Raw genomic sequence first — 15,170 nt, 5'->3', positions numbered from 1 at the left:
CGCGCCTTGTTCTTTCGGAGACGGCGCTGCGAGGTCGGTTACCGAGCGCCGAATAGAACGCCGGCGCCCGTCAGGCAGCCGTACGACGACGAAGTCTGGACCTCGGGCCGAATGGGATGACAAAAGCTGAAGACGCTGACCCGCAAGGCCGTGGCGCGGATCCGTGACGGTTAAATGAGATACCACCCCGTCCAGAATGGCGGCACCCTGTAATGTTGGGTTCGGGGAAGACCTTCCCCCATTCGCCGAAGGGCTGATTGGCGGTGATCAGCATCGCGCGCCGCTCGTAGCGGGCGCTGATGAGTTCGAACAGCACGCTCGTCTCGCCTGGTCCTTGGTGACATAGGCGAGGTCGTCGAGGATCAGCAGGTGGAAGCGATCGAGCCGGTTGAGGGCGGCTTCGAGGCCGAGTTCGCGGCGCGCGACCTGAAGCTTCTGGACGAGATCGGTGGTGCGAGTGAAGAGAACCCGCCAACCGTTCTCGATAAGGGCGAGGCCGATTGCCGAGGAGACCGGTAATTTCTCTGGGGTTACGCGGCGCGCAGAAGGGGTGGTTTGGGCTTGAATAATGGGGGCACGTTTGGCTCTGGCTGTCGCAAGGGTGCCCGCAGCCGATCGCGAAGTTCGCCATTGATCTCCGCCGTCCGGACCGGCATGAGCATGTGGGCCCCGTAGGAGGACCTGCGCATCTGCTGCTTTTTGACCATCCGCTTGCCGACGAGTGAATTCACCGCCGACTCGGCCAGAGCGGAGGCAACGCGAAGCCCAGCCCGATAGCGCTTTCCATAGTTGACGATCGCGCCGCGATCAGGAGCTGCGAGGCGAGGCTATAAAGCCGTGCAATCGAGAACTCGCCGTCCCTTTGCGAGTCTTTCAGTCTCGCCAGGAGTTGCTCCAGGTCGCGGATCGCGCCATCGACCCGCCCGTGCCAGAGACGCCACTTCACGGCTCTGATGTCCCTGTCGATGGTTGGAAGCACTTCAAAAGGGTCGGACTGGGATCGCACGATGTGATCGGCGATCTGCTGCATGGGCTGGATCTTCATGGCAATGTGGAACCAGTCGATGATGTGGGCTGTCGGCTTCGGCATGGCGCGGGGCAGCCGCTTCAGGATTTCGGCGCCGTCCGAGATCACGGTGACATTGCCAAAGCCGCAATATCCTTCTTGCTGAAGTGCGTGGAGGGCTCGATCCCCGATTGCAGCCTGGTCGGTGTTGCTGGTTACGAGGTAGCGGCCACCGACATCACCCCGACCGCCGCGGCCGCATCGAGCTACAACGAGCTCGAAGTTTCGCGCGGAATTGGGATCGGCGCTGCGAACATGTGCCCTATCGATGCTGATGACGAACTCTTTGCGTCGGTCGCCGGGAAGCTGCATTTCAAGCTGGCTTCGATCGTGCCTTTGAGCTCGCGCGCGCCTTTCTTCCTTCGCGATCTGTTCATCGAGCCGTTCACCGATCCTGATGGTCCGCTTGCGCACGGTCACGTACGTCTCGGTGGGTTCAATCGGCAGAAATTCGCCAAGCACCTTCGCTGCCTGCCGATACGGCATGATGCTTCCCAATCGCGCTGTCAGTTCAATCAGTTCAGGCGTGGCTCGATCAGGGCAAATCTCGTTCAGTGGTGCGAAGGCAGCGACCATGCCAGGATGGCAATCCCGGCAGAGCATCCAACGGGGATTGCGGACCTCCACCGTGCCGAAGACAGTTCGGATTCGGCGTTTCGTATAGTCCTTGACCGGCCGGAACGTATGGCAATCCGGGAATACGCGGCGAAAGAGCGAGTAGGTCTCCGCCTCGTGGCTGACGACCGCGCTCTGCAGGGCCGCCATGATTTTCTTTCCATCGTCGATCGAGAAGCCGATATCGCCGTCGGACAAGCTTCCTGCTCTTGTCGATGCGGATCTCCTTCCGGCAGGTGTCGCCAAATTCGTTCCTGCCCTCAATCGTGATCGTCCGTTCCACTGCCATCGCTGCCTCCTTGAAGAAGCGACGGTGATGGACTGCTTGGGCCTAATAACCCGTATTCGACCCCAGAGAAATTACCGGTCTCGGAAAGAACATTTCCTTCGACCGGCTGGTCATCGCTGCCGGCGCCTGGTCTGCGCGGCTGGCGTCGACGATCGGCGACCGGGTGCTGTTGGAAAGCGAGCGGGGCTACAATATCACCATTCCGAATTCCGGCGTCTCTCTTAGCCGGGAAGTAATCTTTGCTGAACGCAAGTTTGTGGCCACCCCGATGGACGTAGGCCTACGAAGCGGCGGGGCGGCGGAATTCGCCGGCCTCGATGCTCCGGCAAATTACGCCCGCAGCGATGCACTGGCCTCCTTAGCCCATCTTTATTTGCCAGGGCTCAAAACCGTGGGTGGCACTCGGTGGATGGGGCATCGTCCCACCACGCCCGACAGTCTACCAGTCATCGGACCCTCACCCGATCGCCCCGACGTTATCCATGCCTTTGGTCACAGCCATGTTGGACTGACGCTCGGTCCGACCACCGGTCGTCTGGGTGCCGATCTGATTGCTGGCCGGAATGCGCCGATCGACCTCGCTCCATTGGCAGCCAGCCGCTTTTCCCGAGCTGGAACCTGAGCATGAATCCGCATCCCGCTTAGGGCTGCCGCAGGATCAGCTCGGTCGCCAAGCTGCCGAGCGCAGACGCATTTTTTGCTTGAACTCAAATTGCCGTAACCCGCTGGGCGTCGCCACCGGTTCACTCAATCCTGCCCAACGTCAGCATGGCCGAGAAGCCCATATTTCCGGCCGAACACCGACATCAGGCGCTGACGCACAAACCTCTCCGCTAATACGCTCGGGTTGAAACTGCACATCCAATAAACCCTCACCGCGAGACATTCATGCGCCTCTCGACCGCGGTATCCATGCGATCGCAGCAAGGCAAACTTCGCCAGTTCTGACCCCAACAAATTGATTGACAACTCACGACAATATGTCGACAGTGATCTGCGTCACCGGGTGATATCGAAAATGGTGGTTCTGAATCTGCCTCGAGCTCGTGACGAGTTACCGAAAATTAGCGAGGAGATCTGCATGAACGACAGGAGCTTTGTGAGGGCGTTTGAGACGTCGGAGTATTGCGCTCGGCTCGATAAGGTGCGTGCCTTGATGTCCGAAGCTGGTATGGACGCTTTGGTGATATTCTCGAAGGCCGATCAGTACTATCTCCTCGGATATGACGCCCGAGATGCCAGTGACCACGCTGTGCTGGTCACGCTTGATGACGACCCGTATTTCATCCTGCGTAAGATGGATGCTGACGCTACGAGGGAAGCCGGATGCTGGCTTTCGAATGACCGGGTTATTGCGTATGCCGAGAGCTACGTGGGTGGCACTGGCGAAGAAAGCGTGTGGGAGTTCATCGGTCAATTCGTCAAGAGCAAGGTGAAGGCATCCGCACGTATCGGCGTCGAAGTATCCGGGCTGGGTGTATTCAGCTATCCGAAGTTTGTCGCCGCATTGGGAGGCCAGGAGCCGTTGGACGGTAGCGACCTGGTGAGATCGTGCAGGGCGATCAAGTCCGAGCGCGAACTTTCTTATATGCGGGAGGCGGCCGCGATCGGAGACCGGGCGATACTCGCGGGCCTGGGGAAGATCGCTGTGGGCGTCAGGCATTGCGACGCAGCCGCTGCGATCATGTCGGCACTATGCGCCGGGACTGAAAGCATTCACGGCGGACCGCCGTTTGCGCCTTATATCCGGGGCGGCGAGGTCGCCAAAGCACCACACCAGGCGTGGATGGACGACGTATTTGCGGCCGGGCAACAGTATTACATGATATGTTGCGCAAACCGGCTGCAGTACCCGGCCCCATTGGCGCGAATCGCCCATGTTGGGCCTGTAACAACCGATCGAAAGCGTCGACATGAGGGTGCGATGGCGGGATTCCACGCCGCAGTCGATGCGATGCGACCGGGCGCAACCTGCGCGGACGTTGCGCGTGCATACCAAGCGGCAATTCGACCGTACGGGTTCATAAAGGATGAGGGGCGGTTCGGATACTCCGTTGGTCTCGGTTTCATCGATGGCCCTAGTTTGGCACTGAACAACGACACCGAAATCCTCGCGAATATGACTTTCCACTTCGAGTCGACTTTCATCGATCATGGCGAAACGTACTTGCTGAGTGACACTGTTCGGGTAACCGATCTTGGTGGGGAGCTGCTGAGTACAGTGCCCCGCGACCTTTTCGAGCGTCCCGTGTGAAACGCCGGCAAACTCGCGCAGCAAAATTGCCGAGCTGCCGCCTCCGTGGCTCTGTAGCTTGCGAATGCTTCTGACGAGCACCCTGTAAAGGCTGGGCTTCGCAGGGCAAATGGAAGCGAGCTTTGAAGCAGACGAATGACAATCTGAGACAGATCATCAAATTCACGATCAAAAACCCATCAGGATACATGTCCTATGACACCTTCTTCGATACCCAACCCCGCTCTGGTCGTCTCGCCCGCTGGCGTGCACTGGAATCTGGCGAATAACCGCCGGCTGGGCTTTCAGAACATGCATAAGATCGCTCGGTACGTCACCTCGCTGCGTTCATCACGGGTGCTTCCGTTCAGGAAAGATATTGATTGGAATATCGGCCAACGACCAGACGTTGCCTGGTTCCTTTCGGTACCGCATTTCTCAGGTTTCGTTGTCGCACGTGATGATCGACTCCTCTACGAGGCCTATGCTTCGGATTTCGGCCCGGACAGGCCACAATCCCTCCAGTCGATCACGAAAACGCTCACCAATATCATGCTCGGTCGCTGCGTCGCAGAGGGTCTTCTCGATTTGGACCGACGGGTCAAGGACTATCTGCCTGAGATCGGGACCGGCTATGGAGAAGCGACCATCAGAGCAGTGGCCGACATGAATGTCGCCAACAACTATAGCGATAGCGACGACTATTCTGCCCTAGCGATCGCGGCAGGCTTGCGTTCGCCGCCGGGTGACGGGAGCGAGTTGACGATTCGATCATTCGTCGGCGGCATCACCGGCGACGATTTGGTTAATCGGACGGGCTACCTGATCTACAACTCGGCTAGCCCCGAACTGCTTGGCTGGATCGTCGAACGTGTGAGTAAGCGGTCGCTTGCTAGCTGGCTCATCGAGATCGTCGAGGGAGCAGGCCTTGAGGGTTCCTTCCATATCGCCTGCGATCGCGAGGGGGTACCGTCGCTTGGTGGGCTCGCTTCGCTTTCCGCCCGTGATCTTGCGCGCTACGGCCTAATCTTCGCGCGTAAAGGAGTTGGTATTGACGGGCGCCGTGTCGCCGATGCCGCCTTCATTGAAGATACACGCCGCAATCCCGGGCCCTGTTGGCCAAAACCGCGCGAAGGGCTGTATTACAGCCGGCAGACGACGACCAACGGCACCTGGATCGGCCATGGAGGATATGGGGGACAGTACCTGCTCGCCAACCCCGACACCGGCATCGCAGTGGTCTATATGTCCGTGTTTGAAAACCAGAGCGGTGACAGCCCGGACTTTTGGCAGCCCCTAATCAAGATGATGGCCGAAGTCGCAGAGGCTGAGTCAAACGACCCCCGATCCGCCCTCATGGGAACTTAGGTGGGGCACACCAGAGCAGGCCGTGAAAGCCAGTGTCAAGAGAACCACCGACCACCGCATTTTCTTGTCATGGAAGGATCCGCCTTGGGCGTTGGCATTATTGCTATCGGCACGCCGGCCTACCCCAGGTGATCTGTCATCGGAAGCAACTACAATAACGGGAGAAAAGAACTCAAACTATCTATCAGCTAAACGATGCAGCAACTAGTCGACTAAGGGAATGGAGGAAAACCATGGACGGAATTGTCAAGAATATTGACCGCCGCACTCTTCTAAAGGGAGGAGCCGCATTGGGCGGTGGTGTCATCGCTAGCGGCATGCCCCTCTCGCAGGTCATATGGGCGGCCGAAGGTAAAGTGCTCAAGGTCGCTCTTCAGTTTGAGCTTGTGAGTTTGGACCCTGGCTTTTACACTTCGAGTTACGAAGTTAACGTGATGAACTGCCTCTATTCAAAGCTGACGCATTTCAAGCCAGGCTCTGAATGGGGCTGGGATCTGGAGGCGGCGGAAAAAGTCGAGCAGGTGGATCCCACCCATATTCGCTTCCGCCTGAAGAAAGGCATCAAATTCACCGGCGGCTATGGCGAGGTGACTGCCAAGGACGTCAAGTTCTCATTGGAACGCATCATCAACCACAAGTCGGGGAGCATGGGGGAACTAGGCTCATTCGATCATGTCGAGATCGAGGACGAACATACTGGCGTTATCGTGTTCAAGACGCCGTACGTGCCGGTCTGGACCATCACCTTCCCTTATGCCAGTGGTCATATCGTTTCCGAGCAAGCGGTGATAAAGGCGACCAAGGACGGCGGCAATTTCGGCATGAAACCGCCGGCGTTCTCGGGGCCTTATGTGCTCGCGGAGTGGAAGCAAAATCAATACACGCTGTTGACCCGCAATCCGGAGTGGTCTGGCCCGAAGCCTGGATTTGACGAGATCCGCATCGTACCGATCACCGACATCAAGACGGCGGAGCGAGCCTATCAGGCCGGCGATGTCGATTTCGCAACGATCAGTCTCGATTCACTGACGACCTTCAAAAGCAATCCGCCGCCCGATACAAAAGTTGAGGAGCATCCCTCGCTCCGTACCATCTGGCTTGGCATGAATATGGATAACCCGGCGCTCAAGGACATCAATGTCCGCAAGGCCATTCAATGGGCCATCAATGTGCCGCAGGTCGTTGGCACGGCCTATGGTGGGCAGGCCAACGTCGCAACCGGGTCAATTGCGCCAGGTATTGTCGGCCACCGCGAAAAGGCGCTCGTTCCACCGGAAGGCGACCTCGCCAAAGCCAAGGAGTTTCTGGACAAGGCCGGTGTCAGCGACCTGCAGCTAACCCTTGATTGCGACAACAGTGGCATTCCTGGGATAATTGCTCAGACAATCCAGGCGCAGTTGTCGCAGATCGGTATTGCTGTGCAAGTCAATGCCCAGGATCCCGGTTCCTTTGGGACAATCGGTCAAGAATCGGAAGGCGATCGCTGGAAGGGCATGCAGCTCTTTATCAGAAACGACAACAGTCTGCCTGATCCTGACTACTACATGGGCAACTTCGTGAAAGCCCAAGTGGGCATTTGGAATTGGGAGCGTTTCGGTAGTGACCGCTTTGACGAGCTCAGCGCCAAGGCAGTCGCGATCGAGGATCCGAACGAACGCGCAAAGCTCTATTACGAGATGCAGGACCTCTTGGAGGAGTCGGGCGCCTACCGTTTCCTCACAAATGGTGCTACTCCTATCGTGTATCGCACGACTAAGATAAAAGCTGCGACCCGTCCGGACGGCGTCCCTTTGTATCTCGACTTCACACCGGCTTAAGCGGCGGCGAAGGGCCGAGTTATGCTGTTTTATCTTTGCAAGAGGTTGGTCCTCGCGGTCACGATCATCGTGACCGCGGTGACACTTCTGTTCCTGATGATTCATGCAGTGCCGGGGGATCCAGCGGCTATTCTGCTCGGCCCGCGCGCCACGCCCGAAATGAAGGCGCATCTGCATCAGCAGATGGGCCTCGACAGGCCGTTAGTCGTGCAGATCGTCACCTTCTTCCGCGGACTGCTGCGCGGCGATCTCGGCTATGACGTGTTCAGCCAGAGACCGGTTGCCGACATCGTGTTTGCGCAATTGCCCTACACGATTGAGCTAATCCTGGTCTCCATCTTCTGGGCCGCTGCTATCGCCGTGCCGCTAGGGTGCTACTCTGCGATGCGGCGCAATTCCTTGCTCGATGAGTCGGTTGGGGTCGTCGCGGTTGCCACCATCGCCATTCCTTCCTTTGTCATGGCCGTCTACGCGCTGCTGATCTTCGCCGTTGCCCTCCGCTGGCTCCCGGCGATTGGGCCGGGCGAGGGCTTCGTGGATGGACTCGTCCACCTGGTCCTGCCTAGCTTCGCTATGGGGATTGGGTGGGTAGGCTACATCTCTCGACTGGTGCGCGCGTCCATGCTCGAGACGCTGGGTGAGAACCATATCCGCATGGCTCGCTCGTTCGGGATTTCGGAATGGCGCATCGTTTACCGCTATGCTCTGCCGCTTGCGATCTTGCCGACGATAACCGTCCTGGGCGTAGGGGTCGCATGGCTGCTGTCGGCCGCGGTGTTTGTCGAGGTGGTGTTCGCAAGACCGGGGATCGGCGCGCTGATCGTGCAGGCGGTAAATGCGCGCAACTACCCAATCGTAATGGGGGTCGTCGTGGTCACCACCTTCCTTATCGTCATTTCAACAACGGTCTCCGATCTGGTCAATGCAAGCCTTGATCCGCGGGCTCGGGAAAAGCTCTGACCATGACGAGCATTGACACGATTGGTACAGAAGCTACCGCAAGGCACAATCCTGGTGCCCTTGGAGCTTTCCTGCGGCAATTGCTTAAGAACCGTCTGGGCATGCTTGGCGCGGTGCTTGTGTTGGTCGTGGTGGCGAGCGCAATCTTTGGTCCGCTCTTCATCACACATGACCCCATCCGCATCATGGTCGGGCCTCGTTTGGCAGGCCCTTCAGCAGATTTTCTTCTTGGCACGGATCAACTCGGCCGCGATACCTTTTCGCGCACCATCATGGGCGGCCGCATCCCGCTTCTCGTCGCCTTTGCATCGCTCGGCAGTGCCCTTGTCGTTGGCCTCGTGCTTGGGCTGATAGCAGGGTTCGGGCCGGGCTGGCTCGACAGTCTTTTGCTGTTATTTTTCGACACGATCCGCTCGTTCCCCGGCATCATATTTGCTTTGGCCATTATCGCCCTTTTGGGGCCTAGTATGTCCAGCGTGATCCTGGTCATCGCAATAACATCCATGCCCATCTATGCGCGTGTCGTGCGCACCCAAACGCAAGCGTTGCGCAACAGTGATTACATTGACGCAGAGCGAAGCATGGGCGCCAGCACGATGCGTATTCTTGCCGTCCACATGCTGCCAAACGTGGTTGGTCCGCTTCTCATCCTTGTGAGCATGGACGTGCCGGCGGTGATTGCCGTTGAAGCTGGGCTGGGCTTTCTCGGCATGGGTGTGCGCCCTCCGACGCCCGACTGGGGAGCGATCTTGAACGATGGCTACAGCTATATCAATCAGACGCCTTGGCTCGTCATTGCCGGCGGTATTCCAATCGTCGTCGCCACGCTGGGCTTCACATTCCTTGGCGAAGCATTGCGCGACATATTCGATCCCAAGCTGCGGAAAGACCTATGAGACGAGAGGATCCGACACTTCCAATGTCCGCCCATCCGCTTCTCGAGGTTCGGAACCTCAGCCTCGACTTCGGATCGCCACGCGGACGTGTTCGCGCCCTGCGCAACGTCTCGCTTGACGTGCCACCCGGACAGGTAGTGGGCATCGTCGGCGAGAGCGGATCCGGCAAATCCACACTGGCCTATACGGTGATGGGGCTGCTTCCAGAAAACGCTCAGGTTACAGCCGGCAGTATTGTCTTTGAGCGACGCAACCTGCTCACACTGACTGCCCAAGCACGGCGTAGTCTGATGGGAGATCGCCTCTCCATGATCTTCCAGGACCCAATGACCGCGCTCAATCCGGTGCGGACAATCGAAAGCCAGATGATCGATATCCAACACCACGAATATAGTAGCCGCAGTGCCAAACGTTCTCATGCGGTCGACATGCTCAAGCGCGTCGGGATTCCCGATCCGCAAAGCCGCATCGGGAATTATCCGCATCAGTTCTCTGGCGGCATGCGCCAGCGCATCTGCATTGCCATGGCACTTCTGGTGAGACCGGCGCTCCTTATCGCCGACGAACCTACCACGGCACTTGATGCTACATTGGAAGTTCAAATCATCCACCTTCTCAAGGATCTGCAAAGGGAGATCGGTTGCTCCATCCTGTTTGTCTCCCATCATCTCGGCGTCGTCGCTGAATTGTGCGACCGAGTTGCCGTCATGTATGCGGGCGAAGTGGTGGAGCAGGGGGGGGCGAGGGACATCTTTCACAGACCGGGCCATCCCTACACTCGGGCACTGCTTGAGTGCGACCCAGGACGGATCAAACAACGGACGCGCAATTTGCCGACCATTCCGGGAGAGGTCCCCAGCCTGCTCGGGACCAAAAAGGGATGTATCTTCCGCCCGCGATGTCCTCACGCCTTCGATCGTTGCGTGCATGAGACGCCTGGCGAATACCGTGTCGCTGCGGATCAGGTCGCGCGATGCCATCTGCTTGATCGAGCTGGGATGGTTGCGGCATGAGTGCGCTGCTGAGCGTCCAGGACCTGCGCGTACGCTTCCGCACCATGGGGTCACTGAAGGCGCTCACCACGGGCACGGCAGATCCTTTCATTGACGCTGTGTGCGGCGTCTCCTTCGAAATCCGCAAGGGCGAGACGCTTGCCCTCGTCGGCGAAAGCGGATCTGGCAAATCCACCATCGCGCGCACGATCATCGGCCTCCAGCCGGCTGTTAGCGGCAGCATTCGTTTCGACGGGGAGGAACTGATCGGCCTCAAGGCGGCCGAACGAAAGTCTTACCTGCGCCGCATGACGATGATGTTCCAGGACCCCGTGGGCTCCCTCTCGCCGCGGCTGACCGTGCAGTCGCTCCTCACCGAGCCATCCCGTATCCATGGCGTGAGCACTCGCGATCGCGGTGCCGAAGCGGAGCGCCTGTTGCGCATGGTCGGCTTGCCGGGTGACTTTGGGCGCCGCTATCCCCACCAGCTCTCTGGCGGACAGGCCCGGCGCGTCGGCGTCGCTCGTGCCCTTGCACTCAACCCAGACCTGATCATCGCCGACGAGCCCACAGCAGGCCTCGACGTATCGGTCCAGGGCGAGGTGCTCAATCTGCTTGCTCGCCTCCAGGATGAACTCGGGATCGCGATCCTCATCATCACCCACAACCTCAATGTTGTGCGCCACATGGCCGATCGTATGGCGATCATGTATCTCGGCCGCATTGTCGAGATTGGCTCGACCGAAGGCATTTTCGATTATCCGCGTCACCCTTATACGCAAGCTTTGCTTTCGGCCAACCCAGTGCCCGATCCGGATGCCGTTCTCAACCGCATCGAGATCAAAGGCGAGGTGCCGAGCATGCTGAGACGGCCGTCCGGCTGCGAGTTCCACACGCGATGCCGGTACGCGCAGGAAATCTGCAGCCGGATTTTCCCTGAACCTGCAGCCAACCCGGACGACGTGGAGCATCGGTTCAAATGTCATTTCCCGCTCACCTGCGAAACCAAGGTAGCGTTAGAGCCGCGGCCGCGGATTCCCGACTCGATTAACGCAGTGTCGGGCGACGGCCCCGAGTAAAGCTCTAATTGGACTGACCCTCTCCGCTGTCGTGTTTCTCGCGGGCCGCGGCCTTATCTCGCCGCTGACTGAAACAGCCGGCAGCCCGTCGATGCCCGGATCAGCAATTTCCAGGGTAAGCGATGCACCAAGGCACCTTGCAATAGGCCGATGAACATGGAGTTCTTGCGCCTTGACATTGGAACATGCAGAGGGCGATTTGGTCGCCGCGTTAAGCGGTGCGGCGGCGGCCGAAGACCGTGCAACAGTGGTTGCGTACGCTGAAGGCCGCGGAATGAAGCGTCGCGGGCCAATGGGCGGATATCGAAAACCCGCGCATTGGTCGAACACGTCTTCGCGCAGCAGAAATCCAGGATGGGCCTGTTCGTGGGCACCATCGGCATCGCCTGCGCCAGGACGAAGATCGGCATGGCCACCTTGCCTACAATCTCACCCGCTTCGTCAGGCACGAGGGGCGAACTGCGTCCGCATAACGGCGAGTGCGGCGAAAACCGCCGACGCAACGCCGAAATCAATCAGCCATCCACCCAGGCAAGGGACGAAAACCTTGTCATAGTGTCAGATTCGGCCAACCGCACCCGTTTGTCCGCCTTGCCGTTCAAAAACCGCGGTAAATCGATCTGTCCAGTGGTCCATTCGGCCTTGGGCCGCGAGGTTCCGACCTCGCAGGTCTTAAGGAGGATTGGCATTTTCAGAGGCATGCGGTCTTCTCGGCACCCAGAGATCAGTTGAATTCAGGGCGATTCCTTTTAAGGGATTGAAGCTTGCTCTTCCATCGGCTCGGAGAGCTGCCAAATTGCTTTTAGAACAGGGTCGTGAAATGCTGGCTCGTCTTGTACCCGAGTTCGAACGCCACGTCAGTTATGGACATATTCATCAAAAGCAAATCACAAGCCCGTTCCATTCGAACGCGATTCAGATACGCAATTGGCGATTGCCCGTAAACTTCACGAAACACTTTGAAATAATGGGATTCACTCAACTGAACGGCTTCTGCCATCTCCCCCACGGTCGGCCGTTTGTCCGGGCTTTCCATGATCTTCTGAATGGAAAAAGCTACGGCCCCCTTCAGGTAGGGGTCGATCGTACTGATCGGCATGGGCTGGAACATAGCGAGCAGGACGTCAAGAAGTTGATGTCTCGCGAAGAGCGCGGTCGATGCATTGGCGGTTGCGAGCGTCGCTCGCAGCCGGCTTAGCTGCTCACGGGCGCGGTTGACCGAGCGAAACACTCGAGGGAGTTGCTTAACGAATGCGACCACCAAATTGCGTTCGGACCGCGTCAGCCCCAACCACGACGTGTTGTGTTCGGGGTCCTTGATAATCAGCCACCAAAGCCGGCTCGGCTCCATGTGGTTGAACCGCGCTGTATGGGCCTCGCCCGGATAGGTTAGAAACCATTGTCCGGCGTTGGTCGGATAAGACACGCCGGCGATTTCCCACGTAACGCTACCACGTTCCACGTAGACGAATTCATAGGCCCGGTCGTGCAAGTGCAAAGAGAGCGGAACAGCTTTCGAATCTTCGTGAAAACCGAACTGATACAGCTCCGGAATGCAAGACGCCGGCGCCGGCGCCGCATTGGCTGCTTGCTTGTTCGGGGGAAAGGTCCAACTTACCAACATGGAGTAGGTCTGTCCGAATTACGAATAAGCACTAGTCTTAGTCTACGAACGGTTCCGATGTTCGCTCGACACTCGCACAACCACGGTTCATAGAAGGCGCGAATGAGATCAGACACGAATGATAATCATATTGAAGGCGGCTATCATATGTGGAGCACCCTTCATCGCTTCAAATCGGCAATGGTCGGTCTCTTTCTCGGCATGGTCAACCCTCAAAGTGGTTCTCAAGTTACGAGCATGGACTTGAGCTTGACGCCTGCAGAGGCCAGCGCATCCGGCTCGGGCGTAGCACGGCGCGCGATCAGCATTTCGGCAAGACGGATGTCGCGGGCTACGTATTGGCCGGGACCAAAGCCGCAGGCGGCAACGAGAACGCCTCCTGCCGACAGGTGAAAATTGATGAAGGCGCCCTTCCCAAGATCGCGGCACACGTGGGTCTTGCCTTCATCGACCAGTCCCGCAACCTGCAGGGTATGATCGTACTGATCAGACCAGAACCACGGCACGGGCGGGGGCGCTGGGCTGGCACAAGAGAGGATTGCCACCGCCTGCACCGCCTGGTCACGGGCATTTCGCCAAGATTCCAGCCGCACCCGCCGGTTGCCATAGACGGCGAGCGGAAAGGAGCAGCAATCGCCGGCGGCAAGGATCTGCGGATCGGATGTGGAAAGTGCTTTATCCACGGCGATGCCATCGTCGATCGCAAGGCCCGCAGCTGCGGCAGGCGCGGTGTTGGGCACGGCGCCAATACCGACAATGACCGCATCCACCCGCATCTCCCGTCCGTCCGACAGCGAGAGCACCACCAGAGCGCCCTCGTTGCGGAGTGCCGAAAGGCCCGTTGAGACAAGTATGGTCACGCCCCTCGCGCGATGCAGGCGGGCAACGGCCCCGGAAATATATGGATCGGCGCCGCGTGCGAGAATGCGATCCCGGGGCTCGATGACGGTGACCGAGCAGCCATGCGCCCGTGCGGCGGCGGCGACTTCAAGGCCGATGAATCCCGCACCGATCACGGCAATATCGCCGCCGCGAGCAAGAGCCGCGCGAAGCGCTGCCGCATCCGCCAGCGAGCGCAGGTAGTGAACGCCCGAGAGGCCTTCCGCCATGGGCAGACGCCGGGGCGAAGCGCCGGTTGCCAGCACCAGTCGGCCATAGGCGAGCCGCAAGCCGTTGGACAGAATAAGCTCTGCCCCGTCCCGTCCCGGTCGATCACAGCTGCCTTCAAGCCCCGGATAGTGGATGATCCCGGACGTTTGGAGCAGGCCTTGCCCATCAATCGGCACGGGCGCCACCTCGCCGCCCGGCTCCAGATGGGCCTTTGAAAGCGGTGGCCGCTCATACGGCTGGACCGTCTCCTCGCCGACTAGGTGAATCGGCCCGGCATATCCTCCGCGCACTAGCCCGTCTTATAAGCCGGCGCAGATGACCGCGGATCTCTTTGCCCGTCGGCGTCTTTCCCGGACGCAGGATCATGGCGACCGGCCGCCCTGTCGCGGCGTCGTAAATGTGGATCGGCAAGAAGCAGCGCTCGTCGTAATGAGCATTGAAGAGCGACAGCTGCTGATGGCCGTGAACGGCATCGAGCGTGTCATCGATGTCGAGCGTCACGCTTTTGGGCGGCGCGACATAGCTCGACAGCCACAGATCCACCAGCACCCGGCCGAGCCGGATGACAGTGCGCAGGTCCGGCAGGTTCTCCAGCCGCGAACACGTCGGCTGCGAGCACAGGTCATTCCCGCTGTCGGGCAGCTGACCACAGGCGAGCTTGAAGGCCGGATCGGTGCGCAGCCGATCGAGATCGTTGGCGTCCTCATAACCGCAGGCGATGGCGAAGATGCGGGCGCGCAGGATGTCAGCCATGGCGTGCGTCACGCGCGCTGGATCGCGCGGATCCTGGATCGCAGCGGCAAGCCTGTCAGCCAGGTGCAGCCGCCGCTCGGCCGCGGCCAGCAGCATCACGCCGCCATCCGAGGTGATGCGTCCGCCGTCAAACGCAGCTGTGATCTTCTTGCGTCCAACGGCTGGAAACGAGAACGGCAGCAACGTATCGTCGGTCATGGCGGGTGTGGCTCGCAAGATGTGGGCGACAGGAATGGCTTCAGCACCAAAATCCTACGCCACATCAATCGCTTAAGCTACATCCGCCAGCCCCTCAGACGGGTCGTCGTGCATAAGACGGGCTAGCCCCACCGCTATCGACATGCCGCATTCGCCCACCCCCGCAATGA

At 59.2% G+C, this 15,170-nt stretch carries 11 protein-coding genes and 4 pseudogenes; 9 read left to right on the top strand and 6 right to left on the bottom strand.

All coding sequences use genetic code 11. The features are described from left to right. Positions 1–12: 12 nt before the first annotated feature. The 3 pseudogenes from CGZ66_RS41885 to CGZ66_RS30680 all read right to left on the bottom strand — a co-directional run. Positions 13–186: pseudogene (locus CGZ66_RS41885) on the bottom strand (DUF5372 family protein); the annotation flags it as partial. 22 nt (positions 187–208) lie between these two features. Next, positions 209–507: pseudogene (locus CGZ66_RS30685) on the bottom strand (ATP-binding protein); the annotation flags it as partial. A 23-nt stretch (positions 508–530) separates the two neighbouring features. Then, positions 531–1,970 (bottom strand): annotated as a pseudogene (locus CGZ66_RS30680) (ISKra4 family transposase). A gap of 70 nt (positions 1,971–2,040) precedes the next feature. Between CGZ66_RS30680 and CGZ66_RS30675 the strand changes: the two are divergent. From CGZ66_RS30675 to CGZ66_RS41880, 9 genes are all read left to right on the top strand, one after another. Continuing rightward, complete coding sequence (locus tag CGZ66_RS30675; RefSeq protein ID WP_095090457.1) at positions 2,041–2,592, top strand: NAD(P)/FAD-dependent oxidoreductase; 552 nt, start codon at positions 2,041–2,043, stop codon at positions 2,590–2,592. 459 nt (positions 2,593–3,051) lie between these two features. Further along, positions 3,052–4,224: a M24 family metallopeptidase gene (locus CGZ66_RS30670; RefSeq protein WP_167392310.1), complete on the top strand. Its 1,173-nt coding sequence runs from the start codon at positions 3,052–3,054 to the stop codon at positions 4,222–4,224. A 195-nt stretch (positions 4,225–4,419) separates the two neighbouring features. Continuing rightward, on the top strand, positions 4,420–5,571 hold the full coding sequence (locus tag CGZ66_RS30665) for a serine hydrolase domain-containing protein (protein WP_095090455.1): 1,152 nt from the start codon (positions 4,420–4,422) through the stop codon (positions 5,569–5,571). Positions 5,572–5,804: 233 nt separating this feature from the next. Beyond that, positions 5,805–7,388, top strand: a complete 1,584-nt coding sequence (locus CGZ66_RS30660; RefSeq protein ID WP_095090454.1) for an ABC transporter substrate-binding protein — start codon at positions 5,805–5,807, stop codon at positions 7,386–7,388. Positions 7,389–7,409: 21 nt separating this feature from the next. Next, positions 7,410–8,348 carry an ABC transporter permease gene (locus CGZ66_RS30655; RefSeq protein WP_095090453.1) on the top strand — a complete coding sequence of 313 codons (939 nt, stop codon included), beginning with the start codon at positions 7,410–7,412 and terminating at the stop codon, positions 8,346–8,348. 2 nt (positions 8,349–8,350) lie between these two features. After that, entirely contained in the window at positions 8,351–9,244 is an 894-nt protein-coding gene (locus CGZ66_RS30650) for an ABC transporter permease (RefSeq protein WP_095090452.1), read from the top strand. A 23-nt stretch (positions 9,245–9,267) separates the two neighbouring features. Continuing rightward, positions 9,268–10,257 carry an ABC transporter ATP-binding protein gene (locus CGZ66_RS30645; protein ID WP_245331305.1) on the top strand — a complete coding sequence of 330 codons (990 nt, stop codon included), beginning with the start codon at positions 9,268–9,270 and terminating at the stop codon, positions 10,255–10,257. After that, positions 10,254–11,315, top strand: a complete 1,062-nt coding sequence (locus CGZ66_RS30640; protein WP_095090450.1) for an ABC transporter ATP-binding protein — start codon at positions 10,254–10,256, stop codon at positions 11,313–11,315. Before CGZ66_RS30645 ends, CGZ66_RS30640 begins: the two co-directional genes overlap by 4 nt. 318 nt (positions 11,316–11,633) lie before the next feature. Then, complete coding sequence (locus CGZ66_RS41880) at positions 11,634–12,047, top strand: hypothetical protein (protein WP_425352330.1); 414 nt, start codon at positions 11,634–11,636, stop codon at positions 12,045–12,047. A 70-nt stretch (positions 12,048–12,117) separates the two neighbouring features. Here the strand turns inward: CGZ66_RS41880 and CGZ66_RS30625 are convergent, their stop codons facing one another. From CGZ66_RS30625 to CGZ66_RS30615, 3 genes and pseudogenes are all read right to left on the bottom strand, one after another. Further along, on the bottom strand, positions 12,118–12,939 hold the full coding sequence (locus CGZ66_RS30625) for a helix-turn-helix transcriptional regulator (protein ID WP_095090448.1): 822 nt from the start codon (positions 12,937–12,939) through the stop codon (positions 12,118–12,120). 224 nt (positions 12,940–13,163) lie between these two features. Next, positions 13,164–14,339 carry an NAD(P)/FAD-dependent oxidoreductase gene (locus CGZ66_RS30620; protein WP_095090447.1) on the bottom strand — a complete coding sequence of 392 codons (1,176 nt, stop codon included), beginning with the start codon at positions 14,337–14,339 and terminating at the stop codon, positions 13,164–13,166. Continuing rightward, positions 14,332–15,000: pseudogene (locus CGZ66_RS30615) on the bottom strand (IS1380 family transposase); the annotation flags it as partial. The pseudogene CGZ66_RS30615 and the gene CGZ66_RS30620, both read right to left, overlap by 8 nt. Positions 15,001–15,170 lie beyond the last annotated feature (170 nt).

Origin of the sequence: Mesorhizobium sophorae, from assembly GCF_002270415.1 — a bacterium.
GTDB lineage: Bacteria > Pseudomonadota > Alphaproteobacteria > Rhizobiales > Rhizobiaceae > Mesorhizobium > Mesorhizobium sophorae.
Note: the sequence above shows the minus strand (reverse complement) of the source record. Positions and strands in the feature narration are given on the sequence as shown.

Coding starts and splice junctions, on each gene's coding strand:
- CGZ66_RS30660 (WP_095090454.1), top strand. CDS start 5,805: ATGGACGGAATTGTCAAGAATATTGACCGCCGCACTCTTCTAAAGGGA.
- CGZ66_RS30645 (WP_245331305.1), top strand. CDS start 9,268: ATGTCCGCCCATCCGCTTCTCGAGGTTCGGAACCTCAGCCTCGACTTC.
- CGZ66_RS30655 (WP_095090453.1), top strand. CDS start 7,410: ATGCTGTTTTATCTTTGCAAGAGGTTGGTCCTCGCGGTCACGATCATC.
- CGZ66_RS30625 (WP_095090448.1), bottom strand. CDS start 12,939: ATGTTGGTAAGTTGGACCTTTCCCCCGAACAAGCAAGCAGCCAATGCG.
- CGZ66_RS30640 (WP_095090450.1), top strand. CDS start 10,254: ATGAGTGCGCTGCTGAGCGTCCAGGACCTGCGCGTACGCTTCCGCACC.
- CGZ66_RS30650 (WP_095090452.1), top strand. CDS start 8,351: ATGACGAGCATTGACACGATTGGTACAGAAGCTACCGCAAGGCACAAT.
- CGZ66_RS30670 (WP_167392310.1), top strand. CDS start 3,052: ATGAACGACAGGAGCTTTGTGAGGGCGTTTGAGACGTCGGAGTATTGC.
- CGZ66_RS30665 (WP_095090455.1), top strand. CDS start 4,420: ATGACACCTTCTTCGATACCCAACCCCGCTCTGGTCGTCTCGCCCGCT.